Origin of the sequence: Alteromonas sp. NFXS44, assembly GCF_040148705.1 — a bacterium.
Lineage (GTDB): Bacteria > Pseudomonadota > Gammaproteobacteria > Enterobacterales > Alteromonadaceae > Alteromonas.
Genome location: NZ_JAGDEA010000012.1, coordinates 404,459 through 430,361, shown reverse-complemented (window position 1 = coordinate 430,361; position 25,903 = coordinate 404,459). Strand labels below are relative to the sequence as shown.

Below are 25,903 nucleotides of genomic sequence, written 5' to 3'. Positions count from 1 at the left end.
TTATTTTTTGCTGGTTCCTGTGGTTGCCATGCTTTCCAGCATCTTTTGATAAAATGAGAATGCTTGCTGACTGCCGTCCAGGTAGGGCTTCAGCATGGACATCATGGCTTCCTGATTTCCGCTTTTGATTTGCTCGCTGAGTTGTGAGATGGTGGCCTCATGAAGTTTGCTCATATCCGGCCATCCCATGAGTTCTCTTGCTTCCTTGGGTGAAAGGTCGATATCGATGGAAATTTTCATGTTTCACTCCTTTCTGGCGCCTTCCGGGCCATCCGGATTGATTGTTCTGGCGTAATCATAAGATTACTGCAAGATGACAATGATTTGCACGGTTAGTTTCAGGCTGGAAATTCAGCCGCGAAAACCGCAAAATCCCCTTTGACGTTTTCTATATTGGCATGATAAGTGGCTAAAAAACAGACGAAAGTTAATAAACCAAAGAAAATTGGCAGCAAGCCCCGCCGTCGCTGGCCCGGGCTGTTGTTCAAGTTATGTATTGTCGGGTTCGTGGTGCTGGCAGGGTACATGGTGTATCTGGATGCCCAGATTAAGCACACCTTTACAGGCAATAAATGGGAAGTCCCGGCGCAAATATTTGCCCGGCCGCTGGTGTTATCTGAAGCGCTGGAAATCACGCCAAAAGAAGTGTTGGATGAACTGAAACTGCTTGGTTACCGGAAGGTCACCAATCCCGATAGTAGCGGAGAATATCGTTATACCGGCAATAAGCTGGTGGTTCAGCGACGGGCTTTCAGTTTTCCTGACGGCGATGAGCCTTTGCGTCAGATCACCATTACCTGGCAGGGCAGCCGCATCAGCAGTATCCGCGATGACAGTGCCGGTATTTCACTGCCGAAAATTCGTCTGGAGCCCTGGCTTGTCACGCGGATGGTAAGTGGCAGCCGCGAAGACCGTATGCTGGTGAAGCTGAATGAAATTCCGCCTTTATTGCCGAAAGCCCTGATCCTTGTCGAAGATAAAGATTTCTACAAGCACCACGGGGTCGCACCACTTTCTATTCTCCGCGCACTGGTTGCCAACATTCAGGCAGGGAGAACCGTTCAGGGTGGCAGTACTTTAACGCAGCAGCTGGTGAAAAACCTGTACCTCACCAGGGAAAAAGCGCTGACGCGGAAGATAAAAGAAGCATTGATGGCACTCATCATCGATGCCCGTTACAGCAAAGATGAAATTTTACAGGCCTATCTGAACGAAGTTTTTCTGGGTCAGAACGGTGACATGGCTGTGCACGGGTTTGGCCTTGCCAGTTATTTCTATTTCGACCGGCCGGCCAATGAACTCAGCGTACCTGAAATCGCCACGCTGGTGGCCATGATAAAAGGGCCATCCTATTACAATCCGAGACGCTACGAGGAACGGGTTATTGAGCGGCGTAATCTGGTGTTGCGCATTTTATTTGAAGCCAACGAACTCGACCGTAAGCAATACGAATTTGCTATTAACTCTCCTGTAGGTCTGGCGTCCGGCGCGAGCTTAGCCAGCGGGAAACATCCTGCTTTTATGGATAAAGTGCGCCGTGAACTGAACACCATTCTTGCCGATCCTTCCCTGCGTGACTCCGGGGTGAAGGTATTTACCACGCTGGATATATACGCCCAGCGCAGGGCTGAAAAAGCGGTTGAAAACACACTGAAAGGTTTGCAGTCAGATCGCAAAGCTGAGTTACAGGCCGCGATGATTGTGACGGATATCGCCAGTGGTGAAATTCGTGCCATTGTGGGCAGTAAAGATACCAGCTTCAAAGGGTTTAACCGTGCGCTGGATGCCAAACGTCAGGTGGGATCACTCATTAAGCCGGCAGTGTATCTCACTGCTCTTGAAGACCCGGTGATGTTTAATCTGGCCACGCCGTTACAGGACGAACCCATTACACTGGAAAACGGTAGCGGACAAACCTGGTCACCCCTGAATGCGGATAAGAAATTCCGTGGACAAGTATCTCTGATTGAAGGTCTGACAGAATCGTTAAATGTGCCTACGGTAAATCTCGGTATGCAAGTGGGGCTCGACAATGTGGCAGAAACCATTCACCGGCTGGGAGTAGAGAGTGACTTCCGCGAGGTGCCGGCTATGACACTCGGAGCCATGTCGTTATCGCCGCTGGAAACTAACCAGATGTATCAGACCATTTCGAACAATGGCCGTTATATTCCGCTGCATACTGTGACATCGGTTGTTTCTTCGAATAACCGGCTGGTATGGCAGAATGCCGATTACTATTCCCAGCGGGTAGATGAGGCCGCGACATACCTGCTGAACTACGCGTTGTATAAAGTGACCACTGAAGGTACAGCGAAACGTGTGGGCAGTAACTTCCCGAATATCAACATGGGCGGTAAAACCGGCACCACAGATGATTACCGCGACAGCTGGTTTACCGGCTTTGACCGGAATAATGTGGCAACTGTATGGGTAGGGAATGATGATAACCAGCCAGTGCTGTTAACCGGTGCAGGCGGGGCCTTACCTGTGTTTGTAAACTATCAGAAAAGTCAGTCGCCCAAGTCACTGTCACGACGTTTTCCGGAAGGGTTAGGTATTGCACATTTCGACAGTCAGACGGGTGCACTGACCATTGCCGGCTGTCCTGACTCCATGAGTGTGCCGGCTATTCTTGATGTACTGCCGCCGCCGGCGCAGGATTGCTACGGTAAGCCTGTAGCGCCTCCGGGCAAAGAAAAGAAAAGCTGGTGGGAACGTTTGTTTGGAAACTAAGGCTTTTTCTTATCGAAAAAGCCCTGTAGTCAGAACTGGCAGCGACATACGGCTCAGTAAAAATCTGTCCCGCTACCAGATCTGACTCAGGGAAGGCCCTACGGGAGCTCGTCGGGATTAGTGAAAGCGGTCTGCAATGTGTTGCACACCGCTGAATAACACTGCGCTGGCGAGGTACGCGACAACCGGTCCCAGCGCAAGCAACAACAACGCACCTGATGTCATCATCATTACTCTCCTTTGATGTCTTCAGAAGACATCACATCTTCCTGTTTAAGATCTCGGATCTTGATGTCAGCAACCAGTGTTTCTTCAGCTACTTCAGGTTCGGCCTGGTACGTAGTGTTGGCCACAAGCTGAGTCACTTCAGACAGGATTTCTGTGCGCACATTATCGATTTGTTGCTCAACCATCTCAGATAAATAGCCCTGAAGCTGGCTTTGCAATGATGTTTCAGCCATTGCCGGTACAGACAGAACAGAAGTAGCAACAAGTGCAAGTGCAGTGAATTGACGACGTAAAGTAAACATAATTTCTCCAAAGTTAAGGTTAATAAACTGCACTCTTACTGACTTCCCGGCAGTTAATTGTTAAGTCGCATTAACTTTAGCGATAGTTGTGCCAACACGAAAAAAAATTTTAAAGTGTTGATTTTAAACGTTTTATTTTGTCTGTGTGGAAAAGCTTTGATAAGTGTAAATAGTATAAGCACTAAGAATTAGTAATTTTGAAAACTCTATTTGGCGAATTTGACCAGGTATGATGTACGGGGCTGACAGGTGAGTCAGCCCGCGATGATTTTGGTTGTGGCCGGGGCATAGTTTGCCGCCCCGACAACATCAGAGCAGCTTAATGCGCGTCTTTCTTTTTAGAAAACAGTGAAACAATACCCACAATTACCGAACCGGCAATCAAACCAGCCACACCATCGGTGATAAGGGAGATGACAAAGCTGAGTTGCTCCACACTGTGATTAATGGATTCAGCGAGGTGGTGCATAAACGGAATATTGTGAGTAAGGATGCCGCCGCCAACGAGGAACATAGCAATGGTGCCGACAAAAGCGAGGGTTTTCATTAACAGAGGCGCAGCAACGAGCAGGGCGCGGCCAGTGACACGCTGAAAACCGTTGTAGCCGCCGGTAAGTGATTTTCTGAGCAGATACAGACCGACATCGTCCATTTTCACAATGCCGGCAACCAGACCATACACACCGGCGGTGATCCCCACACTCAATGCGCACAATACACCTACCTGAGTAACAAAATCAGCCTGCTGCACGCTACCCAGTGCAATGACGATAATCTCTGCGGACAAAATAAAATCAGTCCGGATGGCGCCTTTAATCTTGTCTTTCTCAAGCGCCACAAGATCAATATTTTCCTGTGAGAGTTTTTCAATTCTGGCTTCACGCTCTGCTTCATCTTCTTTATGGAAAAGCCGGTGCAATACTTTTTCAGCCCCTTCGAAACACAGGTACAGACCACCAATGACCAGCATGACGGTGATCAGAACCGGAATAAAAGCAGAAATAAGCAGCGCTGCAGGTACAAGGAACACTTTGTTGAGCAGTGAGCCTTTTGCCACAGCCCAAACCACAGGCAGTTCTCTTTCGGCACGTACTCCCTGAACCTGGTTGGCATTTAATGCAAGATCATCACCCAGTACCCCGGCAGTTTTCTGCGCAGCCACTTTAGACATGGCGGAAATGTCATCCAGCAAAGTAGCGATATCATCAATCAGGGCGAGTAGGTTAGCGGCTGCCATAGGTTTTCCTCAAAAAGAATCGGGGCATAGGTTATCTGTAGAAGCCCTTATACGCAATACAGACTAATTTTGATTCTCTTCTTCTTTGACCCCTTTATTTATCCGCGCATCAATAAATTTCTCAAACCCTTTGCCCCTGTCTGAACAGGTCGCCCGTCCACCGGTAAAACGTGAAATAAATGCCAGGGTTTGCGTGGTTTTACTACTGCAATCCACTTCAACGGCAGGGGGCGGGGCAAGAGGATCTTCTTTTTCTGCGCCTTTACGGGGATCGCTGATATCCGGTGACGTTTTTGCCCGCCTGAGTTCTTTGGCTACTTGCTCAGCATCCTGCTGTGTACTGGCAGCCTGTTGCCGGCTGAAAAAAGCATCCAGAGCACGGCGCGATGTTAATGATGGTCTGTTTGAAACCGTGCCTGAATCTGTTGGCGCAGCCGGCTGCGCGATAACAGAAGAGACAGGCGGTTGAACCGGCTCTGACGTTTCAGGTTGCACAGGTTGTTGCTGTGGCGGTTCTTTTACTGCCGGCGGTGTTTTGATGTCAGGCGGGGCTGCCTGTTCCTGAGTTGGTTTGGACTCCGGTGCGGCAGGTTCAGTCTTGTCGGGCACTGATGCTTCCGGAATGGTTTCCGGTAGTGTGTCCGGTTCCCGGACGGTCTGAGGTTGTGGCAGACGGATTAACGTCGCCGTGATGGGCGTACTGACCACGGGCTCCGGAATATCGCGCTTACTTTCCATCAGCGCCAGTGCGGCAAGCAATATAAGGTGAATAATAACAGACACAACAAAGACCCCGCTTTTCTTTCCTGAGCGGGGTGGATCAAATGTTGGCCTTTGAGGGGCAAAGAAAGCGGTGTCCGTGGTTTCCATACGCGACAGAAGACCGCTGAAATAAGATGAAGTTCCCGGTCTTTACACAAGCACGATTTTGGTTGCCCAATTGTGGTGCGTTATTTTGCCTTCGCACGATCATGGTGCGTAATTTTTAAGCTCTCCATTCGTTTTAATGCATAAATATCTGTTTTTTATAGATTAAAATTTGTGGCATAGGACTTGGTTTACTTCAGCAACCCCCGCTAAAAGCGAAAACAAACAACCATTATTTGGGAGCAACACATGAAACTAGTCACAGCTATCATCAAGCCATTCAAGCTGGATGATGTTCGTGAAGCCATTTCAGAGATCGGTATCGACGGTCTTACCGTTACCGAAGTGAAAGGGTTTGGACGTCAAAAAGGACACACTGAATTATATCGCGGCGCCGAATATCAGGTGGATTTCTTACCAAAAGTAAAACTGGAAGTTGCCGTTCAGGCAGACCAGGTTGAGCGTTTGGTAGAAGCCATCGTTGGCGCAGCAAAAACGGGCAAGATCGGTGACGGTAAAGTATTCGTCTACGACCTTGAACATGCTGTTCGTATTCGTACCGGCGAAGCTGACGCAGACGCGCTGTAAAACAACACAATAAGAAATTGCGGAGAAAACAATGGAAATCACATTTGAACTCGGGTATGCATTAGATACCTTCTATTTCCTTATTTGCGGTGCGTTAGTCATGTGGATGGCTGCCGGCTTTGCCATGCTTGAGGCGGGTCTGGTTCGTGCTAAAAACACCACTGAAATTCTGACCAAGAACGTGGCGCTGTATGCCATTGCCTGTACCATGTATATGATCTGCGGTTACAGCATCATGTACGGCGGTGGTGACTTCACATTATTCCTTTCCGGTATTGTTGGTGACGGTGCAACAGGTGTTGCAGAAGAACCGGCTACCTACGCGCCTTCAGCTGACTTCTTCTTCCAGGTAGTATTCGTTGCCACGGCAATGTCTATCGTATCCGGTGCGGTTGCTGAGCGTATGAAACTGTGGGCCTTCCTGGCATTCGCAGTTGTGATGACTGGTTTCATCTATCCAATGGAAGGTGCATGGACATGGGGCGGTGAGTCTGTATTCGGTATGTACGTACTGGGCGACAACGGTTTCTCTGACTTTGCAGGTTCCGGTATTGTTCACATGGCAGGTGCTGCTGCTGCGTTAGCCGGTGTACTGGTACTTGGTGCCCGTAAAGGTAAATACACTGCAGATGGCAAAGTAAATGCTATCCCGGGTGCTAACCTGCCTCTGGCGACTTTAGGTACATTCATTCTGTGGATGGGTTGGTTCGGCTTCAACGGTGGTTCTGTTCTGGCAACAGCTACTGTAGAAAGTGCTAACTCTGTTGCGGTTGTATTCATGAACACCAATGCTGCCGCCGCCGGTGGTGCAATTGCTGCGCTGCTGCTGGCCCGCGTAATGTTCGGTAAAGCTGACCTGACTATGGTTCTTAACGGTGCACTGGCTGGTCTGGTAGCTATTACTGCTGAACCTTCAACGCCAACGCCTCTGATGGCAACACTTTTCGGTGCATTAGGTGGTCTGCTGGTTGTTCTGAGCATCGTGTTCCTGGACAAACTGAAAATCGATGATCCTGTAGGTGCTATCTCTGTTCACGGTGTAGTCGGTCTGTTAGGTCTGTTACTGGTGCCGGTAACTAACGAAGGTTCTACTTTCGGTGGTCAGCTGTTAGGTGCTGCTACAATCTTTGTATGGGTATTCGTAACCAGTCTGATTGTTTGGGTAATCCTGAAAGCTGTAATGGGCATCCGGGTTTCTGAAGAAGAAGAATTTGAAGGTGTTGACGTTGCTGAATGTGGTCTGGAAGCATATCCTGATTTTACTTCAGGTCGTTAATCTTCAACACGGAGACTTGATTGGGCAACCTATAACAAAAGCATAATGCTCAACTCACCAAAATTTGAACCCCGCATCTGCGGGGTTTTTTCTGTTTAATAGAAATAAATAATTAACATCTTTTAAAAAATAGATTGGTCGTTTTCCGGCTCTCTGTTGTACGCATAGTTACACCAACTATCGTGCTTTTCCCAGGAGACCGTTATGAGTAAAAAACCAACTCTCACCACCAGCGCGGGCGCGCCCGTCGAATCTAACGAAACCAGCAAAACAGCGGGCGCAAGAGGTCCGGTTCTGCTGACAGATTATCAGCTTGTTGAAAAGCTGGCACACCAGAACAGGGAGCGTATTCCTGAGCGTACGGTGCATGCCAAAGGCTGGGGTTTGCAGGGTACATTTACAGTGACCCACGACATTACCCGGTACACCTGTGCCGACCTGTTCTCTGAGATTGGAAAAAAGACCGAAGTGCTGAGTCGCTGGTCTACCGTTGCAGGGGAATCAGGCGCTGCTGACACCGAGCGTGATGTACGAGGTTTCAGTCTTAAGTTTTACACCGAAGAAGGTAACTGGGATATGGTAGGTAACAATACCCCAATCTTCTTTATCCGCGACGCGTTTAAGTTTCCGGATTTTATCCGTACTCAAAAGCGCCATCCGAAAACGAATCTTCGCAGCCCGGAAGCGATGTTTGATTTCTGGGCCGGACAACCTGAGTCTGTGCATCAGGTCACCATTCTGATGTCTGATCGTGGTATTCCTAAGAACCCTATGTACATGAACGGCTACGGCTCACACACTTTCAGTATGTGGAATGCCAAAGGCGAGCGTTTCTGGGTGAAATTCCACTTTAAAACACAGCAGGGGCATGAACATTACACCAATGATGAGGCTGAAGAGATCATAGGTAAAACCCGCGAGTCTTACCAGGAAGACTTAATCAATGCCATCGAAGACGGCAAATATCCTAAATGGACTCTGTACATTCAGGTGATGCCTGAAGAAGAGGCAGGGAAGCAGGCTTATAATCCTTTCGACCTCACCAAAGTGTGGCCTCATGGTGATTTCCCTCTGATTGAAGTGGGCGAACTGGAAATGCACACCGTGCCTGAAAACTACTTCCAGATGATTGAGAATGCAGCCTACAGCCCGTCAAACGTGGTGCCCGGTATCGGCTTCAGTCCTGACAAGATGCTGCAGGCCCGGGTGTTCTCCTATGCAGATGCTCACCGTTATCGTCTTGGAACTCACTATGAAGCCTTACCGGCTAATGCGCCGAAGAAAGCGGAGTTGAACCATTATCATAAAGACGGTGCGATGCGCTTCTTTACCAATGATTTTGGTAATCCTGACGCCTATTACGAGCCAAACCAGCACAACGGTCCGGTGGCTCAAATCAAGAATCCGGAACCACCGCTGCGCATCGATGGCGATGCTGACCGCTATTATCAGGAAGAATCGGACATTGATTACGTGCAGCCAAGAGCCCTTTACAACATGTTCTCTGACGAGCAGAAAGAAAGGTTGTACAAGAACTATGCTGCCGCGATGGGGCCATGTTCAGACGGCGTAAAAGAGCGCTGGTACGCTGTTCTTGAAAAAGTACATCCTGACTACGCTGCAGGTGTCCGAAAAGCGGTGGAAGCGTTGGATACAGACGTTAACGCGGTGCCCATCACCGAAGATACGCCTCTGGAAGATAAGTAACAGTTGCCCGGTTACGGGCAATTAAACTGAAAAACAAAACACCCGGCAGATGCCGGGTGTTTTCGTTGTGAAGAATCAATCGCGGGGAACCGGCCCCCGCGAAATTGCTTACTTCAGGCTGTCTGTTTCAATGTACCTGTACGGGTTAACGTACCAGCCGGAGCTGATGTGCCTTCTGACGCCACACTGTCCGGTTCTTTTACCAGGTAAGTCGCCAGCTCTTCGTCTGTGACCAGACGTACCACACGCATACCGGACTCTTCGTAATCTGCGTTAATAAGCCCGAGTTCAGCGAAGCGGGCGAACAAATCACAGGACGGATACGCGCCCCATTTCTGTTTGAACACTTCAGCGTTCGATACGATATCGCATAAGTGATTTACCGGCGGGTTGTAGTGGGCGTGGAATTGCTTGAATACATGACGGCCGGTGTTAACCAGATAAAGGCCTGCCTGACTGCAACGTGCAGCAAAATCCAAATCGCCGATACCAAAGCCGTGATAATCGAGATCGAACCCGCCTACACGCTCATAATCCTTCCGGGTGATACCGAAGATATTAGTATCGAACTGCACAAACGGGACTTTTTCTGCGGCAGTGGCCTGAGGAAGGGCAAGCTGCTGCACATAGCTTTCGCTGATATCTTCCGCTTTTTTATCCAGCTGGCATACATTGGCAGTGACAACCTTACCGATGGCGAGTGAACGGACCAGATCTTGAAGTAAAGATTCAGGGCAGATGCAGTCCACATCCAGGTAAATAAATTTGTCGGTTTTGCAGGTATCGAAACCACGGTTACGGGCTTTTGGGATCGGAAGTTCATCACTTGCTGCAAAACGGTGCACGATAGGGAAGTTTTCGCTACTTAATAGTGATTCGTCACTTGGCGGAGCCATCCACACAATCACCATTTCTTTAGGTAAAAGTGTAGAGCGTTCTATGCTGCTAATCAGGTTAGACAACTGCTGGGTACGTCGCTTAACAATAGTAACAATACTAAAATCAGTGCTCATGGCGTCGTCTCTCTGTCGGTTCATGTCCCTGCGGGACGGGTTAATTTCCAACCACAGATACGGCTCGTGGTGAGTCTGTTAGAAAAACAGTGAATAAATCCGCAAAATTACTGCAAACTTAGTTCCACCTTTAAACTAAAGTATAGTGAACGGGCTAACTTCGCGTTAATTCGTCATTTTTTGTTTTCTGGCCGGCCCGGATGAATTGCAGGGCGGAGTGTGATAAATATGAATTTACACAAAGCCGGTAATTTTTACAGCGGATAGACAGAGCGGGGAAATGCATTTGCGACTGATGAAAAAGAGTCTGAAGCCGGTTATTACCGGTATAGTGTTACTGGGCGTGTCTGCCGTTGCCGGGGCATACGACCGGATCACCGGTGAAATGTTTGCCAGCCGTTCCGAGGTCATTGCACAGCACGGGATGGTAGCCACCAGTCAGCCTCTGGCGACCCAGGTGGGGCTGGATATTCTTAAGCAGGGTGGCAATGCCATCGACGCAGCGATTGCAGCGAATGCCATGCTTGGTCTGGTGGAGCCCACCGGAAGCGGTATCGGCGGTGATCTGTTTGCTATCGTGTGGAGTGCAGAAGAGAAGAAACTCTATGGTCTGAATGCGTCCGGCCGTTCACCCCGTACCCTGACCAAAGCCGTGTTTGCAGAAAAAGGGCTCAATAAAGTGCCCTCATTTGGTCCGTTGCCGGTATCGGTTCCCGGGGCTGTGGATGGCTGGTTTGAGCTGCACAGCAAGTTCGGCTCTCTGCCTGTTACTGCCATTTTAACTCCGTCTATTGAATATGCCCGTAATGGTTTTCCGGTTTCTGAACTCATTGCGTATTACCTGCAAATGAATGCCGACCGGATTGGTCAATATGACGGATTTGCTGAAACCTTTATGCCAGGCGGTAAAGTACCTAAAAAAGGGGATGTGTTTAAAAATCCCGGACTGGCTGCCACCTACGAAAAAATCGCCACCGGCGGCAGAGATGCCTTTTATAAAGGCGATATTGCGCGGACAATCGCTGCCTACATGAAAGAGCAGGGCGGTTACCTTACCTTAGATGACCTGGCCAGCCATACGTCAGAGTGGGTCGAACCGGTATCCGCGAATTACCGGGGGTACGATGTATGGGAATTACCCCCTAACGGACAGGGCATTGCTGCTCTGCAAATCCTGAATATTCTTGAGCGTTACGATATTGAAGGGATGGGATTCGGCTCAGCAGACTACATTCACACTTTCGTTGAAGCGAAAAAGCTGGCATTTGAAGACCGCGCAAAATTCTATGCAGATATGGCATTTACTTCAGTGCCCGTAGACTGGCTGGTGTCTAAAGACTACGCCGCAGAGCGGCAGCAACTTATCAATCCGGAAAAAGCGGCCAAACGCTATGATGCCGGTGTGTACGAAGGTGATACCGTGTACCTGACTGTCGCCGATAAAGACGGCAACATGGTGTCTCTGATCCAGAGTAACTACCGTGGTATGGGCTCAGGCATGACGCCGCCGGAACTGGGCTTTGTGCTGCAGAATCGGGGGGAGCTGTTCACCATGCAGGAAGGACACGCGAATGAGTATGCACCGGGCAAGCGTCCCTTCCACACGATTATTCCTGCCTTCGTTACGCGCAATGGTAAGCCGTGGTTAAGCTTTGGTGTAATGGGCGGTGCCACGCAGCCACAAATGCATGCACAAATCATCGTCGACCTGATTGATTTTGGCATGAACTTACAGGAAGCCGGTGACGCGCCCCGTATATTACATTCCGGTTCCAGCAGTCCTACCGGACATCTCATGCTGGATGGCGGTCAGGTACATCTTGAATCAGGCTTCAGTGAAACAGTTAAACGTGAACTGATGGAGAGAGGTCACACTCTGCAACCTGCCGTCGGGATCTACGGCGGTTATCAGGCAATTATGCTGGATAGTCAGCGGGGTGTGTATTTCGGTGCCTCTGAAAGCCGAAAAGATGGACAAGCCGCGGGGTATTGAGCCACACTATTAGTTACTGGCCCGGGAAAATGCCCATAAATCAATAATCAGCGGGCAAACGGAAGGATGTCATGAGTCAACCTCAAAAAGGGGTGTGCGCCGAACCGAATCTGCATGCGCAATATTTATTGCTGAATGTCGTGGATGACGATGCAGAAACGGTGAGGGGAAAGCTTGCCCGCGTGTTGGATATATTCGATTTTTACGAAAACGAGCACTATGAAGCCATGCTCACCGGCATGATTGCCATCGGTGCCGGTTTCTGGTCTGAATTGTATCCGGGCTTTATTCCCACTGAACTGGCTCCGTTTCCGGATATGCAGTGTGAAGATCGCACTGCCCCTTCCACGCCCTGCGACCTGTTTATTCAAATACGTGCTGACCGTGCTGACATCTGTCATGCGGTAGGCATGGAAGTGATGGAGCTGCTCAGGCTGCACGTTGAGCTGGTGGAGCAGGTAAGGGGTTTCCGTTATCTCGATGGCCGTGATCTGAATGGTTTTATCTATGCGCCGGACAATCCGCGTGGAATGCAGCGGCGTAAAACCGGCATTATCGATAATGACGAACTGGCTTTTAACGGCGGCAGTTACGTGCATGTGCAACGTTACCGTCACGATTTACGACGCTGGGAAAGTCTTACCGCCCGCCAGCAGGAACAAATTATTGGTCTGACCCGGGAACACAACCTGGTGAGTCAGGAGCAAAACCCCATGTCTCATTGTATCCGCGCGTCGGCGAAAGGGCCTGATGATGATTTACCGGGGTTAATTAAGCAGGGAATGCCTTACGGAGATCTGACAACTCAGGGACTTTTCTTTGTGAGCTGTTCAGCCAGTGCACGGCCTTTCAAGTCTATGTTGCACAGCCAGGTTTTCGGGACCGGAGACGGTGATTATGACCGCTGGCTGGATTACACCAGTGCGGAAACCGGAGCATCTTTCTTTGCGCCGCCGGTTAACTTTATCCGCGAGCACGCAAAAAAATAACAGGCTAGTGGTGCAGCTTCAATGCACCGTCCCAGTCTTCACTGAGCGTTAAATTACGGTATTGCAGGCACACATCAATGTGATGCTGAGGCAGTTGGTCCTGCGGATTGATATCTCTGGCTTTCATGAAGTGAGCAATGGCGTCGTCCCACTCCCTGCGCATACGACAGGCCAGTCCGGCGGTGATTTGTGTTTGTACAGAGAGCCTGGCTTTCTGTTCTTCCTCACTCAGATGGTCGAGCACTTCATACACCTCAATGGCACTTTGCCGGCCTTTCACTTTAACCCAGTCAAGTAAACGGGTTTTAACCGGATAGCCCGCGCCTACCGTTTCCAGGGTTTGTGCGCTGACAATAATGTCTGCATTGTATTTTTTGGTCAGAGACTCAAGTCTGTAAGCAATATTCACACTGTCGCCGAGTACCGTGGTGTCCATACGGTCATCTGAACCGATAGTTCCAATGATCACCGGCCCGAAATGAATACCGATCCCGATATTAATGGGCAGATATTCACAGTTATCCCTGTGAGAGTTGTACATCACCAGCGCTTTACGTAAATCGATAGCAGCCTGAAGGGCGTCGCGGGCTTTATCTTTGGCGGTGCCGCCCGGGTGGTCGAATAGCGCCATGATGGCGTCGCCAATAAATTTGTCGATAAATCCACGATTCTGGTGAATAGGATCATTCATTCGCAGGAAATAGGAATTAAGGAAGCCCATGAGTTCCTGCGGGCTGAGATGCTCTGACAAGCCGGTGAAGCCGCGGATATCACAAAACAGGATAGCCACTTCATCTTCGTCTGCATGTCCCAGTTCCAGTGTGGCTCCGCTGCCATGTTTGGCAAAGTGTTCAACGAACTGACGGGGGACGAATTTTTGGAAGGTTTTACTCAGTTGCATCGCTTCATTAGCTTTTTCGATGTAACTGGCTTCGCGGCCGTCAGGGGTATCAGAAACCGGCGTTTTCTTCGGATGTGTTCTGTCGAGTTCAGCCTTCAGTTCGTGGATTTGTGCAGACTGTCTGAACAGGAAATATGCGGCAACACCGCCCACAGCGATAAGACCATAAATGAGTAGCCAGCTTAACGTCATGGTGTCACCACATATCCAACACTACAGAGAGCCTAACACTTTATCAGCAATGCTGAGTGTTTTATCAATTACGTCTGCAGTATGCATTTTTGACACAAACCCTGCTTCATAAGATGCCGGTGCCAGGTAAACACCGTTGTCCAGCATGCCGTGATAGAACACCCGGAATTGTTCCTGGTTGCAGTTGATGGCCTGCTGGTAGTTCGTCACACGGTCAATACCGGTAAAGAACAAGCCGAACATGCTGCCGGCAACGTTGGTGGTCATAGGAATGCCGTGTTTATCCGCCAGAGCCTGAAAACCGTCTGCCAGTGCCTGTGTTTGAGCGAAAATCCCTTCATACATGGCGTCATCATCAAGTTGAGCCAGTGCGGCAAGGCCGGCTGCCATAGCCACCGGATTACCTGATAAAGTCCCTGCCTGATAAACCGGACCGGTAGGGGCGATATGTTCAATAATGTCGCGGCGGCCGCCGAATGCGCCCACCGGCATACCGCCACCAATCACTTTACCCAGACAGGTAAGGTCCGGCTTGATGTTGTATCTTGCCTGTGCACCGCCTTTGGCGACACGGAAGCCTGTCATCACTTCATCGAAAATCAGTACACTGCCGTGGTCATCACAGATCTTACGTAAGCCTTCAAGGAATCCTTCTACAGGCGGAATACAGTTCATGTTGCCGGCAACCGGTTCAACGATGATGCAGGCGATGTCATCGCCGTGTTCACGGAAGACTTCTTCAACGCTTTCAAGGTTGTTGTATTCCACCGTCAGCGTATGCTGCGCCACATCCGCAGGCACACCCGGTGAACTCGGTACGCCCAGTGTCAGTGCGCCGGAACCGGCTTTAACCAGCAGTGAATCAGCATGACCGTGGTAACAGCCTTCAAATTTAACCAGCTTGTTGCGGCCGGTATAGCCACGGGCCAGCCGGATTGCCGACATGGTTGCTTCGGTCCCTGAATTAACCATGCGTACCATTTCCATTGACGGCACCATGCTGCTGACCATTTCGGCCATGATAATTTCTGATTCTGTAGGCGCACCAAAACTTAATCCGTTTTGTGCTGCGCTGATAACGGCTTCACGGATTTTATCGTTGTTATGACCCAGCACCATGGGGCCCCAGGACTGCACGTAATCAATGTACTGATTGTCGTCAGCATCCCAGATGTAAGCGCCGTCTGCTTTAGTAATGAAACGGGGTGTGCCGCCTACCGCTTTAAAGGCACGGACCGGGGAGTTTACGCCACCGGGGATCGTTTTTTGCGCGCGGGCAAAGAGGACTTCAGATTTTGACATAATGCTTATTGGCTCTTGTTAGTGTACCAAACCACGTCGCGTTCATATTTCGCGACCAGATCTTCAACACCCAGTGTAAGCGCGAAGAGTGCCATTCTCACCAGCACGCCGTTATCGGTCTGCCGGAAGATGGCCAGGTTCGGGTTGGTATTCAAATCGTTATCCAGCTCATTAGCTTCCATACGGGAATCCCGCGGAAGTGGATGCATGATCACCGTTTTTGACTGGAAGTGCTTAGTGTAAATAGACTGGTTGAGGCGGAAGCGGCCACGGTATTTATTGGCTTCTTCCTGAGAGGGAAAGCGTTCTTCCTGAATGCGTGTCTGATAACAGATGTCCGCATCTACCGTGCCGTCAATATGCTCAGAGATAGTCAGTTTGTGACCGGCATCTTCAATGGCAGAGACAATGTAGTCCGGCATGGCCAGCTCTGCAGGTGCGATAAGTGTAAAGTGGATATCCTTATACAGACACAGCAGTTTCGACAAAGAGTGTACGGTGCGGCCATAGCGCAGATCACCAATCATAGCGATGTGGAGTCCGTCGATGCCTTTGCCGTTGTATTCCAGCTCACGCTTGATGGTGAATAAGTCCAGTAATGCCTGAGTCGGGTGTTCGTTTGCGCCGTCACCGCCGTTGATAACCGGTACACGACTGCCATCAGCAAATTCGCTTACTGAGCCCGCCTGCGGATGACGCATGGCAATAATGTCGGAATAGCCGCTTAATACACGGGCCGTGTCGTAAAGCGATTCACCTTTCGCCAGCGCAGAGTTGCTCATGCCGGTGGTTTCCCGTACTTCTCCGCCAAGCAGGTTAAAGGCAGTCCCGAAACTTACCCGTGTACGTGTGCTGGGTTCGAAAAATAAGTTACCCAGGATGGCGCCGTCCAGCACCGTAGTGCGCTTTTGACGCTTTGCATAAGGCTCCATGGAATGGGCCACAGAAAAGACTTTCTCGATGGCATCACGATCGAATTGATTGACCGAAAGGATATGGTTGCCGGTAAACTGTGACATAGTGCTCTCAACAAACAAAATAAACCTGAACAGTTTATCAAAAAGCCGGCGATGTGTAGAGATAAGAACCTTAAATAGGTTTATGAGTTTTTCTGCGCAGGCCGGGGTAAAATCAAACTTTCTTCAGATAATCACCGGATGAATGTGACAAAGCGACCGCAGGCAAACAAACCATCCCGTTCATGGTGGCGGACTGACTGTCCGCAGTGCAGGCGTATGCGTATGATATTCATCTGGGCGGTTATCGTATTTGTGGTGTATTTTTATGTCTGGAACTGATTCTGACCCTATTTATGTCAGGGCAACGTCAAAGGGTAACGGCATCACTGCACTGGTGCTGGGTGTGGCCGGACTGATAATGTCGGCAATATGGATGAAGTTTCTGCCGGACTGGCTGTTTCTGGCTGCTATTTTCCTGACCAGTGCGTCGATTGTATCGCTGCTCATCGGCTGCTTCAAAGTAAGAGAGCCTCAGTTCAGTATCGAAATTTCTCCGCAGGAAATCCGTTATCATCACCGGTTGGGCAACTGGCTGTTACAGTGGGATAACGTGCAGCGTATAGACTGCCCGCGGGTGCAGCAGGGTTTAGAACAGGTGGAGCTTGAAGCGGTAGGTTTCCGGATTAAAGACTACGGTGCGTTCTTAAATCATGTTTCCCCCCGGCTGGCCACCCATTTACTGATGGAGCAACGTCCGTTGCTGCTTCACAGGGGTGAAAAAAACTGTAAAACCGGTGCCTGTTTCGAGCAGGAAATGTTTGATGATAAACATTACACCACTGCAGACAATCAAACTTTTACCGGCGTTAAAGCCATGCTGGCGAACAGAATGTCTCAGCTTCGTCAGTCGCTGGGGTATGATGTGTTTATTGCCGCCTCTGATATTGACCGTGAACCTGCTGACTTTGCCCGCTTTATGCGCCAGTGCCAGCAAGCCCGTCAGGACAGGCTTATGAATACTCAGGCAGGTTGATGCCTGCACCTTCCCCTCAGTCACCGGCTCAGGGAAAGGTGTAATTCATTTCTTCCAGGAAGCGTCTGGCTTCTGTCATTAATATTTCGCACTCATTCAGCAGAGCAGGCAGATGCTCTGCAATCAGGAAGTTTTGCTCAAGCTTCAGCGCGATTTCCAGTTCTGAAGCCAGTTCCTGTAACTTCGGTACACCGGTGTAGCAGCAGGCTCCGTGGAGTTTGTGCACTTCCGCCTTCAGGCCGTCGAAGTCTTTTTCTTTCCACATCGATTTTAATGTGGAAATGGTGGGCGGCAGCAACACCACAAAATCCCCCAGTAACGAGCGTGCAGCTTCCGGGTTCTGGTGGGTGCGTTTAACCGCCAGTTGCCAGTCCAGAGTAGGTAAAGCCATGGCTGTCGGGGTGGCGTTCTGACACCAGCGCTTAATCAAATCGAGAAGCGCGCCCATTTCGATAGGCTTGGGCAGATAATCGTCCATACCTGAAGCCAGTAGCCTTTCCTGTTCCTCTTTGAAAGCATGGGCGGTGACTGCAATGATGGGGGTACCCATATTCAGAGCCGTTTTGCGGATCAGTCTTGATGCCTGCAAACCGTCCATACCCGGCATCTGAACATCCATCAGGATGAGATCATATTCCGAGCTCTGACAACGGTTAACGGCATCCTGCCCGCTCATAGACGTGGTCAGACTGACCGGCGAGTGATCCAGCCAGGTATGCAACAGCTTAAGGTTCATTTCCATGTCATCAACAGCCAGAATACGTGCCTTAGGCAGGTTATTCATCTTATCCTGCATCGGATTGCGGCGACGGGCTGTTTTCTGATGCAGCAGGCTTTCCAGTTTGGTGAGTGTGACAGGCATTCTTACCTGTTCATGGAAGTGCTGGGTCAGGCTGGGATACTGGTTGAACGGTTCCGGGCCGGAATACCACAGGATGCGTTTCTTCGCCGGAAACTCCACCAGTTCACTGAGGTACGTGTTCCGCTTCTCCAGATGGGAAACCGGTACGGTAGCAAACAGCAAATCAGGATGTATATCCAGCATGTTCAGAAAGGCTACGGAATCTGCTGATGTCACCCTGGCTCCCAGCGCGGTGAGCATGGAGGCTGTGGCTCTGCGGGTGTCCGGTACAGGGTCGAATACCACAACCCGTTTTCCAATCCATTCGGCGCTTGGTGTCAGACTGTATTTCTGACTAAGCTGATTCGCCCGCAGACGAATGTCAAAGACACTGCCAAGCCCGGGAACACTGTTTAAATCCAGTGTACCGCGCATCAGTTTAATCAGCTCCCGGCAGATAACCAGGCCAAGCCCTGTGCCCTGATAACTGCGGTTCAACGCATCATCAATCTGGGAGAAGGCATTAAACAGCTTTTTCTTATCCTGGCGGCTGATACCAATACCGGTATCTTCAATCCGGAAGTGCAATTCATGGATGCCGTGGGGGAGGGACGTGCCTTTCACTGTAAGGGTAATGGTGCCGGAAGAGGTGAACTTCAGTGCGTTACTGAGAAGGTTGTTCAGTACCTGCTTGATTCTGAATACATCGCCGATGAGTTTTTCCGGTAACGGGCCGGTATCAAAAACAAATTCCAGCCGCTTGGAGTGGGCAGACTTAGACATCAGCGTCACCATGTCTTCCAGTAACTGGTTCGGTGAGAATGGCTGATTGTTAATTTGCAGTTTGCCGGCCTCAATTTTAGAGAAGTCGAGTACGTCATTGACGATACCCAGCAGGTTATCCGCCGCTGTGTTGATGATTCGAACCTGCTCCTGTTGTTCCACTGGCAGGGCAACATGGGTGAGCTCTTTACTGAATCCGAGAATGGCATTGAGAGGCGTACGGATTTCATGGCTCATATTGGCCAGGAACTGAGATTTTACGTTACTGGCTTTAATAGCGTCTTTGCGGGCAATGTCCAGACGGGCATTCTGCTCTTCAATGAGTTCCATATTATTGCGAAGCTCATTGGTTGCCTGACTGACCTCAGAGGCCAGCTGATTGCGACTCTTTTCCATGAGGGCGAAAGAGAACAACCCGGCTTCGATAAACACGCCTACCTGGAAGCAGTATGTGGTGTAGTCATTGGAAGGTAGAACATTCAGTAAGCTCAGAATGCCCACAATTGCGCCGCTGGCCAGCATGCCCCAGGCGAAGATGAAATAGAGGGCGGGTTTGAACTTATTAAGGTAAGCCTCAAAGCCGGCATAGATGTAACTGCAAATCGCAATCATACCCACGCCATACACCAGGTTATTCTTCCAGATGTGAGGCAGCAAATCGATGAGGCAGCCTGCGCCGATAACGCCCTGCAAAACCAGCAGAGACATGATCATCGGATGGGCATTCGGGGCATGTTTTTTGGTTTCCAGAAAGGTAACCGCGAACAGCCCGGAGCTGATCCCGATGATGACGAAAATCATCTCTGTATGCGCAGCAAACCACGGGTCAAAGCCGTCGCGGAATATCAGGTGAAGATGGCCGCCCCAGACAAATTGCCATAGCAATACCGCCACAATGTAGCCCACATAAGCGACCAGGCTTGGCTCTCTGGAACCGAAGAACAGCGCGAAGTTGTATATTGCCAGAATGATCAGGCCGCCGTAGAACAATCCCCACAACAGACTGTCCAGTTGTACGCCGAAACTATGGCGGGTTTCCGGCTCCACAGATAACGGTACAATCAGACTGGAAGAGGAACTTTCAACCCGCAGGTATAACTCCAGCGGGGCGTCCACCGGCAGCTCAGCCCGCATGGTCGGTACGCGGAATATCTGCTCGGTTTGCAGCTTACCCTGATGACTTTGCTTTAAGACTTCATCGCCTCTGACGAGATAAAAATCGACTTTATCCAACTGGCTGAAATCGATATTGAATACCCAGTCACGGGTATTACTGGTGTTGTTGAATTTGGTAACCAGCCACAATGCGCGGGACTGAAAACCGAAGTTAGGATTCGGGTCGGTGTAAAAACGGAAATCAGGACGACGCTTGATTGCTTCACTGATAGTCAGCTGCGTGTCTGTCTCGAAGTAAAATTCAAAATTGTCCGTCAGGCTGGTTTCAATATTTTCATTGATGAGCTGATGGGTAGTCTGTGCCTGAGCCGGCGCAGTGCACACCCCAAAAAACATCAAGATGCTGAACCAGGACCACAGTACTGCGCGCATTTTTGATAAGCTGGTTGGAAAAACGTGCGCCTATTAAACCACCAACAGGCGCGTTTGTACAAAAAACAGGGTGTAAATTGCTGCTATCTGTAAAATTAGCCTTCCGCATTACGGAAGGCTTGACGGTTATTTAAGCATGGGCAGATTCAGGTCGTGTTTCTGCGCACATTTCTGTGCCAGTTCGTAACCTGCATCAGCATGACGCATCACGCCGGTGGCCGGGTCATTCCAGAGCACACGGCCAATGCGCTTGTCAGCTTCTTCAGTACCGTCACACACAATCACAACACCTGAATGCTGGCTGAAACCCATGCCCACACCACCACCATGATGCAGCGATACCCAGGTGGCACCGCCCGCTGTATTCAGCATGGCATTGAGCAGGGGCCAGTCGGAAACCGCATCCGAACCGTCCATCATGGCTTCGGTTTCACGGTTCGGGCTCGACACAGAACCGCTGTCCAGGTGATCACGGCCAATAACCACCGGCGCTTTCAGTTCGCCGTTACGGTACATTTCGTTGAACGCCAGTCCGAGACGGTGACGGTCGCCCAGTCCCACCCAGCAAATGCGTGCCGGTAAACCCTGGAAGCTGATCCGTTCCTGCGCCATATCCAGCCAGTTGTGCAATGAAGCGTCATCAGGCAGCAGCTCTTTTACTTTGGCATCGGTTTTGTAAATATCTTCCGGGTCGCCTGACAGGGCAACCCAGCGGAATGGCCCTACACCTTCACAAAAGCGCGGACGAATATAAGCGGGTACAAACCCCGGGAAGTTAAAGGCATTGGTTACACCTTCCTGCAAAGCCACCTGACGAATGTTATTCCCATAATCAAAGGTAGGGATGCCCATATCATCAAAGGCCAGCATCGCTTTTACATGTTCCGCCATAGACACTTTCGCTGCTGCAGTCACTGCTGCCGGGTCGCTCACCCGTTTCTCACGCCATTCTTCCAGCGTCCATCCCGCAGGCAGGTAGCCGTTAACCGGGTCGTGGGCTGATGTCTGGTCGGTAACCATATCCGGCTTAATGCCACGCTTAACCATTTCCGGCAGTATTTCCGCTGCATTTCCTAACAGGCCTACCGATACCGGTTTACCGTTTTCTTTTGCCCGCTCAAGGATGGCCAGAGCTTCATCCAGTGTCTCTGCCTTTTCGTCCAGATATCGGGTGCGCAGGCGCATATCAATGCGGGTAGCATCGCACTCAATAGCGAGCATGGAGGCGCCGGCCATGGTGGCCGCTAAAGGCTGTGCTCCGCCCATACCGCCCAGTCCGGCAGTCAGGATCCAACGTCCTGCCAGATCGCCGTTGAAATGCTGGCGGCCGGCTTCGACGAAGGTTTCATAGGTGCCCTGAACAATGCCCTGAGAGCCGATGTAAATCCATGAGCCGGCGGTCATCTGGCCGTACATCATGAGGCCTTTTTTATCGAGCTCGTTAAAGGTGTCCCAGTTCGCCCAGTGGGGAACAAGATTGGAATTGGCAATCAGTACCCGCGGCGCATTTTCGTGGGTGGGGAACACTCCCACCGGCTTCCCTGACTGCACCAGCAGGGTTTCATCGTCATTCAGGTTTTTAAGCGTATCGACAATCTTGTCGAAGCATTCCCAGTTTCTGGCTGCTTTACCGATACCGCCGTAAACCACCAGATCTTCGGGACGCTCTGCCACTTCCGGGTCCAGGTTGTTCATCAACATACGCAGGGGCGCTTCGGTCAGCCAGCTTTTAGCGTTCAGTTCACTGCCTCTCGGGGCACGGATTACTCGGGATGTTGTCATGATCTTTCCTCAGGATTTTGCCCGGTCAATCAGCCGGGAGAGTAACTGTTTTAATTCGTTTTGAAGCGGAGCAGCATAAGACGCATCGTATTGCGGGCGGCCGGGTTCTGCCGGCTCACGCAGGTAGCAGCGCTGGGCGATTTCCAGTTGCAGTGCATGAATACCTTGTCCCGGATTGCCGTAGTGACGGGTGATCCAGCCGCCTTTGAAGCGACCATTGCTTACCGCAGAATGTACGCTGCTTTGCAACGCAGAAAATGCAATGGTGGCGTAGTCGCTGTGGCAACTTTTATCTGTGTTTGTACCCAGATTCAGGCCCGGTAATTCACCTTCAAATAAACGGGGGCACATTGAGCGGATGGAATGGGCATCAAACAGAACGACCTGCCCGTGCTGACGCTTAAGCCGGTTCAGCTGGTGGGACAATGCGTTGTGATAGGGCACAAACCACGTGGCTTTACGGTATTCCGTTTCTTCTTCAGAAAGCGGTGCGGGATAAAACGGTACGCCGTCAAAACGTTCCTGCGGGCAAAGTTGTGTGGTGGTCTGGCCCGGATAAAGCGATACACCGGACGGGTCCCGGTTTAAATCGATGACCGTGCGGGAGATATGGCTGCGCACCACGGTAATACCGAGTTCAGGCGCGAAACTGTATAGTTTGTCTACCCACCAGTCTGTGTCAGCCAGTGCCGTTTCTTTATCGCATTGGAGCTGTTGTGCTATTTCATCCGGTATGGTCAGTCCGGTATGAGGGATACTCAGCACAAGGGGCGCATTGCCCTCGCTGATTTCCAGCCAGTCAGTGCTCATGCTGACGCTCCGCCGGACTGCGCCGGGTTAAATATCTCTGCGACCGGTCCTGTGAGGTCTGAGCCTGCTACGAGCGCAAAGGCGGCTGCCATGTCTTTTGCCATGTAGCGGTCATCCTGCAACATAGGGACTTCACTACGCAGAGTTTGTCTGACGGTTTCCAGATGAGGACTGGTTTTCATGTCACCGTGCAAATCGATGCCCTGTACCGCGATCAACAATTCTATGGCCAGAATATGCTGCAGATTGGTGTTCATTCCAGCCAGTCTGCGTGCACCGTGCGCGGCCATTGAAACATGATCTTCCTGATTCGCGCTGGTGGGGATGGAGTCCACACTGGCCGGGAATGCCTGTTGTTTGTTTTCAGATACCAGGGCCGCTGCAGTAACCTGCGGGATCATAAAGCCTGAATTCAGGCCCGGACGGGGCGTTAAAAATGCCGGCAGACCTGACAGCGCAGGGTCAACCAGCATGGCAATACGCCGCTCGCTTAAAGAACCGATTTCGCACACGGCCATGGCAATCATATCGGCTGCAAAGGCAACTGGTTCGGCATGAAAATTTCCCCCTGACAGGGCTTCATCCGTATCACTGAAAATGAGGGGATTATCTGACACACCGTTGGCTTCAGTGAGCAGGGTGGTAGCGGCCTGATTCAGTAAGTCAAAAGCGGCACCCATGACCTGGGGCTGACAGCGCAGGCAGTAAGGGTCCTGCACTTTCTCGCATTGCAGATGAGAGTCACGGATTGTACTGCCTTCCAGAAGCTCACGCAGCGCTGCAGCTACGGTGATTTGGCCCTGGTGACCACGCAAGGCGTGAATGCGTGGATCCATCGGGGCGGTTGAGCCTTTGGCCGCATCGGTAGACATGGCACCGGTAATAAGTGCGGTGGCGAAGCCATGTTGTGCGGCGAACAGTCCTGCAAGGGCCTGAGCCGTAGAGTATTGGGTACCATTGAGGAGCGCCAGACCTTCCTTCGGCCCGGGGCTGAGCGGCGTGAGTGAAGCTTTAGCCATGGCGTCAGCGGCAGGCATTTGTTTGCCGTCGACCAGCACATCGCCCAGTCCAATAAGCGCCATAGTCATATGAGATAAAGGCGCAAGATCGCCGGATGCCCCGACTGAGCCTTTTTCCGGTACAACCGGGGTAATCCCTTCATTGAGGAAAGCTTCCAGCAGTTTAACCGTTTCCAGCTTCACACCGGATGCACCGTGTCCCAGGCTGGCCAGTTTAAGCGCCATCATCAAACGGATCACGTTAACCGGAGCCGGCTCACCCACGCCGGCAGCATGGGAAATGACAATATTGTGCTGCAGTTGTGCCAGCTGATCATCAGGAATACGCACATTCGCCAGTTTTCCGAAGCCGGTATTAATACCGTATACCGGTTTGTTGCGGGCGATAATGCGCTGTACTGCCTGTTCTGAGGCAATCACCGCGGGTAATGCATCTTCGTGCAGAACAGCCGGTGCGCCTTCGTAAATCGTACACCAGTCTTTAAGTGATACCTGACCAGGTTGCATTATTATTGTTGTCATTTTTCCAGTCCTCTGAAGATTCGGCGACGTAAGGGATTAAGTCCGATTTGATAGATAAGGTGTGCCGGTGACGGTGCGTCCCAGCAGGCAAGGTCGCAGTACTTTCCGGCTTCCAGACTGCCGGTCTGAGATTGCTGACCCAACGCCGCGGCGGCATGAAGTGTCATACCGCTGAATGCTTCAGCAACGGTAAGTCCGAAAAGGGTACAGGCCATGTTCATGATAAGTAGTGGTGACGTTACCGGCGATGTACCGGGATTGGCATCTGTAGCAACTGCCATCGGGACATTATGTTGTCTCAGTAATTCAACCGGTGGCTTCTGTGTTTCTCTCAAGCAATAAAAGGCACCCGGCAACAACACTGCTACGGTGCCGGAAGCGGCCATGGCTTTCACGTCTTTCGCGGTGGCAAATTCAATGTGATCGGCAGACAGTGCCTGGTAGTTAGCTGCCAGCGACACGCTGCCATTATCAGACAGTTGTCCGGCATGAAGTTTTACCTTGATCCCGGCCTGTCTGGCAGTGTCGAAAATCCGGCTGGTTTGCTGTGGCGTAAAGGCAATGTGCTCACAAAATGCGTCCACTGCATCAATGTTGCCATCTGCCAGAGCAGCCGGTATCAACTGTTCGCACACATACGATACATAGTCGTCAGCGCGGCCTTTAAATTCCGGCGGTACCACATGCGCGGCCAGCAGTGTGGGGGAGACTGACACTGCACGATGCTGCGCCAGTGACCGTGCAACCCGTAACTGCTTAAGTTCAGACTCAATATCCTGTCCGTAACCGGATTTTATTTCTACCGTCGTCACACCCTGTGCAAGCAGGCTGTCGAGGCGGGGCAGGGTTTCATCCCGCAGGGTTTGTTCTGATGCGGCGCGGGTTGAGGTGAGCGTAGACATAATGCCGCCACCTTGTGCGGCGATGTCAGCGTAACTGGTCCCTTCCAGCCTGGCTTCAAATTCATTGGCACGGCTGCCTGCATATACCAGATGGGTATGACAGTCGATGAGGCCGGGTGTCACCAGCAAGCCCTGTAAATCAATAACCTGATCAGAATGATACTGCGCAGTGACGGCGGCAGCAGGACCGGCGGCCAGAATTTTGCCATCAGCCATCGCGACCGCACCGTCTTCTGTTATCGCCAGAGGGGCGGCGGGATCGGCCATGGTTACCAGCCTTGCATTCACCCAAATCTTTTCAGCTTGTTGCTTCATGCGCTTGTCTCTGTGGACGCTATTTCAATTTAATATAGCCAACAATTTTTAATATGTA

General features: G+C 50.9%; 20 protein-coding genes. 7 read left to right on the top strand and 13 right to left on the bottom strand.

The window, feature by feature from the left end:
- Complete coding sequence (locus tag J3369_RS19030) at positions 1-240, bottom strand: DUF6489 family protein (protein ID WP_119502794.1); 240 nt, start codon at positions 238-240, stop codon at positions 1-3.
- A 165-nt stretch (positions 241-405) separates the two neighbouring features.
- On the opposite strand from J3369_RS19030, the gene mrcB reads away from it, so the two are divergent.
- The gene (mrcB, locus tag J3369_RS19025; RefSeq protein WP_502877477.1) at positions 406-2,736 is read left to right on the top strand and encodes a penicillin-binding protein 1B; all 2,331 of its coding nucleotides are present in this window, start codon (positions 406-408) and stop codon (positions 2,734-2,736) included.
- 230 nt (positions 2,737-2,966) lie between these two features.
- Here mrcB and J3369_RS19020 read toward each other — a convergent pair whose 3' ends face one another.
- The 3 genes from J3369_RS19020 to J3369_RS19010 all read right to left on the bottom strand — a co-directional run bounded on the left by J3369_RS19020 (position 2,967) and on the right by J3369_RS19010 (position 5,286).
- On the bottom strand, positions 2,967-3,266 hold the full coding sequence (locus J3369_RS19020; RefSeq protein ID WP_349589910.1) for a hypothetical protein: 300 nt from the start codon (positions 3,264-3,266) through the stop codon (positions 2,967-2,969).
- A gap of 319 nt (positions 3,267-3,585) precedes the next feature.
- Positions 3,586-4,503, bottom strand: a complete 918-nt coding sequence (locus tag J3369_RS19015; RefSeq protein ID WP_349589908.1) for a DUF808 domain-containing protein — start codon at positions 4,501-4,503, stop codon at positions 3,586-3,588.
- A 63-nt stretch (positions 4,504-4,566) separates the two neighbouring features.
- Positions 4,567-5,286, bottom strand: coding sequence for a hypothetical protein (locus tag J3369_RS19010; RefSeq protein ID WP_349589906.1), 720 nt, complete (start codon positions 5,284-5,286; stop codon positions 4,567-4,569).
- Between the two features lie 333 nt (positions 5,287-5,619).
- On the opposite strand from J3369_RS19010, the gene glnK reads away from it, so the two are divergent.
- The 3 genes from glnK to J3369_RS18995 all read left to right on the top strand — a co-directional run bounded on the left by glnK (position 5,620) and on the right by J3369_RS18995 (position 8,941).
- Positions 5,620-5,958, top strand: coding sequence for a P-II family nitrogen regulator (gene glnK, locus J3369_RS19005; RefSeq protein WP_349589904.1), 339 nt, complete (start codon positions 5,620-5,622; stop codon positions 5,956-5,958).
- 31 nt (positions 5,959-5,989) lie between these two features.
- Positions 5,990-7,234, top strand: a complete 1,245-nt coding sequence (locus J3369_RS19000) for an ammonium transporter AmtB (protein ID WP_119502788.1) — start codon at positions 5,990-5,992, stop codon at positions 7,232-7,234.
- A 204-nt stretch (positions 7,235-7,438) separates the two neighbouring features.
- On the top strand, positions 7,439-8,941 hold the full coding sequence (locus J3369_RS18995; protein WP_349589900.1) for a catalase: 1,503 nt from the start codon (positions 7,439-7,441) through the stop codon (positions 8,939-8,941).
- A gap of 113 nt (positions 8,942-9,054) precedes the next feature.
- Here J3369_RS18995 and J3369_RS18990 read toward each other — a convergent pair whose 3' ends face one another.
- On the bottom strand, positions 9,055-9,978 hold the full coding sequence (locus J3369_RS18990) for a glycosyltransferase family 2 protein (protein ID WP_349589897.1): 924 nt from the start codon (positions 9,976-9,978) through the stop codon (positions 9,055-9,057).
- Between the two features lie 271 nt (positions 9,979-10,249).
- Here J3369_RS18990 and ggt point away from each other — a divergent pair, with 271 nt between their 5' ends.
- Positions 10,250-11,947 (top strand): gamma-glutamyltransferase, encoded by a 1,698-nt coding sequence (gene ggt, locus J3369_RS18985; RefSeq protein ID WP_349591077.1) that lies wholly within the window; start codon positions 10,250-10,252, stop codon positions 11,945-11,947.
- Positions 11,948-12,018: 71 nt separating this feature from the next.
- A complete protein-coding gene (locus J3369_RS18980; protein ID WP_119502783.1) occupies positions 12,019-12,936 on the top strand; it encodes a Dyp-type peroxidase in 918 nt (305 codons plus the stop codon).
- 4 nt (positions 12,937-12,940) lie between these two features.
- On the opposite strand, the gene J3369_RS18975 is transcribed toward J3369_RS18980, so the two are convergent.
- Genes J3369_RS18975 through J3369_RS18965 form a run of 3 tightly spaced genes read right to left on the bottom strand, consistent with a single transcriptional unit; the run spans position 12,941 to position 16,350 of the window.
- The gene (locus tag J3369_RS18975) at positions 12,941-14,029 is read right to left on the bottom strand and encodes an adenylate/guanylate cyclase domain-containing protein (protein ID WP_349589894.1); all 1,089 of its coding nucleotides are present in this window, start codon (positions 14,027-14,029) and stop codon (positions 12,941-12,943) included.
- Between the two features lie 21 nt (positions 14,030-14,050).
- Positions 14,051-15,331, bottom strand: a complete 1,281-nt coding sequence (gene hemL / locus J3369_RS18970; protein ID WP_349589892.1) for a glutamate-1-semialdehyde 2,1-aminomutase — start codon at positions 15,329-15,331, stop codon at positions 14,051-14,053.
- A gap of 5 nt (positions 15,332-15,336) precedes the next feature.
- Positions 15,337-16,350 carry an aspartate carbamoyltransferase gene (locus tag J3369_RS18965; protein WP_349589890.1) on the bottom strand — a complete coding sequence of 338 codons (1,014 nt, stop codon included), beginning with the start codon at positions 16,348-16,350 and terminating at the stop codon, positions 15,337-15,339.
- A gap of 265 nt (positions 16,351-16,615) precedes the next feature.
- On the opposite strand from J3369_RS18965, the gene J3369_RS18960 reads away from it, so the two are divergent.
- Complete coding sequence (locus J3369_RS18960; protein WP_349589888.1) at positions 16,616-17,323, top strand: DUF2982 domain-containing protein; 708 nt, start codon at positions 16,616-16,618, stop codon at positions 17,321-17,323.
- Between the two features lie 28 nt (positions 17,324-17,351).
- Here the strand turns inward: J3369_RS18960 and J3369_RS18955 are convergent, their stop codons facing one another.
- The 5 genes from J3369_RS18955 to hutI form a co-directional block, all read right to left on the bottom strand.
- A complete protein-coding gene (locus J3369_RS18955; RefSeq protein ID WP_349591075.1) occupies positions 17,352-20,459 on the bottom strand; it encodes a hybrid sensor histidine kinase/response regulator in 3,108 nt (1,035 codons plus the stop codon).
- Between the two features lie 162 nt (positions 20,460-20,621).
- Entirely contained in the window at positions 20,622-22,277 is a 1,656-nt protein-coding gene (gene hutU / locus J3369_RS18950; RefSeq protein ID WP_349589886.1) for a urocanate hydratase, read from the bottom strand.
- Between the two features lie 9 nt (positions 22,278-22,286).
- A complete protein-coding gene (gene hutG, locus J3369_RS18945) occupies positions 22,287-23,087 on the bottom strand; it encodes an N-formylglutamate deformylase (RefSeq protein WP_349589884.1) in 801 nt (266 codons plus the stop codon).
- A complete protein-coding gene (gene hutH, locus J3369_RS18940) occupies positions 23,084-24,628 on the bottom strand; it encodes a histidine ammonia-lyase (RefSeq protein ID WP_349589881.1) in 1,545 nt (514 codons plus the stop codon). The genes hutG and hutH overlap by 4 nt, the downstream gene beginning before the upstream one ends.
- The gene (hutI, locus tag J3369_RS18935; RefSeq protein ID WP_349589879.1) at positions 24,625-25,845 is read right to left on the bottom strand and encodes an imidazolonepropionase; all 1,221 of its coding nucleotides are present in this window, start codon (positions 25,843-25,845) and stop codon (positions 24,625-24,627) included. The genes hutH and hutI overlap by 4 nt, the downstream gene beginning before the upstream one ends.
- Positions 25,846-25,903: the final 58 nt, after the last annotated feature.

Coding starts and splice junctions, on each gene's coding strand:
- J3369_RS19030 (WP_119502794.1), bottom strand. CDS start 240: ATGAAAATTTCCATCGATATCGACCTTTCACCCAAGGAAGCAAGAGAA.
- J3369_RS19020 (WP_349589910.1), bottom strand. CDS start 3,266: ATGTTTACTTTACGTCGTCAATTCACTGCACTTGCACTTGTTGCTACT.
- J3369_RS19015 (WP_349589908.1), bottom strand. CDS start 4,503: ATGGCAGCCGCTAACCTACTCGCCCTGATTGATGATATCGCTACTTTG.
- glnK (WP_349589904.1), top strand. CDS start 5,620: ATGAAACTAGTCACAGCTATCATCAAGCCATTCAAGCTGGATGATGTT.
- J3369_RS19000 (WP_119502788.1), top strand. CDS start 5,990: ATGGAAATCACATTTGAACTCGGGTATGCATTAGATACCTTCTATTTC.
- J3369_RS18995 (WP_349589900.1), top strand. CDS start 7,439: ATGAGTAAAAAACCAACTCTCACCACCAGCGCGGGCGCGCCCGTCGAA.
- J3369_RS18990 (WP_349589897.1), bottom strand. CDS start 9,978: ATGAACCGACAGAGAGACGACGCCATGAGCACTGATTTTAGTATTGTT.
- ggt (WP_349591077.1), top strand. CDS start 10,250: ATGAAAAAGAGTCTGAAGCCGGTTATTACCGGTATAGTGTTACTGGGC.
- J3369_RS18980 (WP_119502783.1), top strand. CDS start 12,019: ATGAGTCAACCTCAAAAAGGGGTGTGCGCCGAACCGAATCTGCATGCG.
- J3369_RS18975 (WP_349589894.1), bottom strand. CDS start 14,029: ATGACGTTAAGCTGGCTACTCATTTATGGTCTTATCGCTGTGGGCGGT.
- hemL (WP_349589892.1), bottom strand. CDS start 15,331: ATGTCAAAATCTGAAGTCCTCTTTGCCCGCGCGCAAAAAACGATCCCC.
- J3369_RS18965 (WP_349589890.1), bottom strand. CDS start 16,350: ATGTCACAGTTTACCGGCAACCATATCCTTTCGGTCAATCAATTCGAT.
- J3369_RS18960 (WP_349589888.1), top strand. CDS start 16,616: ATGTCTGGAACTGATTCTGACCCTATTTATGTCAGGGCAACGTCAAAG.
- J3369_RS18955 (WP_349591075.1), bottom strand. CDS start 20,459: ATGTTTTTTGGGGTGTGCACTGCGCCGGCTCAGGCACAGACTACCCAT.
- hutU (WP_349589886.1), bottom strand. CDS start 22,277: ATGACAACATCCCGAGTAATCCGTGCCCCGAGAGGCAGTGAACTGAAC.
- hutG (WP_349589884.1), bottom strand. CDS start 23,087: ATGAGCACTGACTGGCTGGAAATCAGCGAGGGCAATGCGCCCCTTGTG.
- hutH (WP_349589881.1), bottom strand. CDS start 24,628: ATGACAACAATAATAATGCAACCTGGTCAGGTATCACTTAAAGACTGG.
- hutI (WP_349589879.1), bottom strand. CDS start 25,845: ATGAAGCAACAAGCTGAAAAGATTTGGGTGAATGCAAGGCTGGTAACC.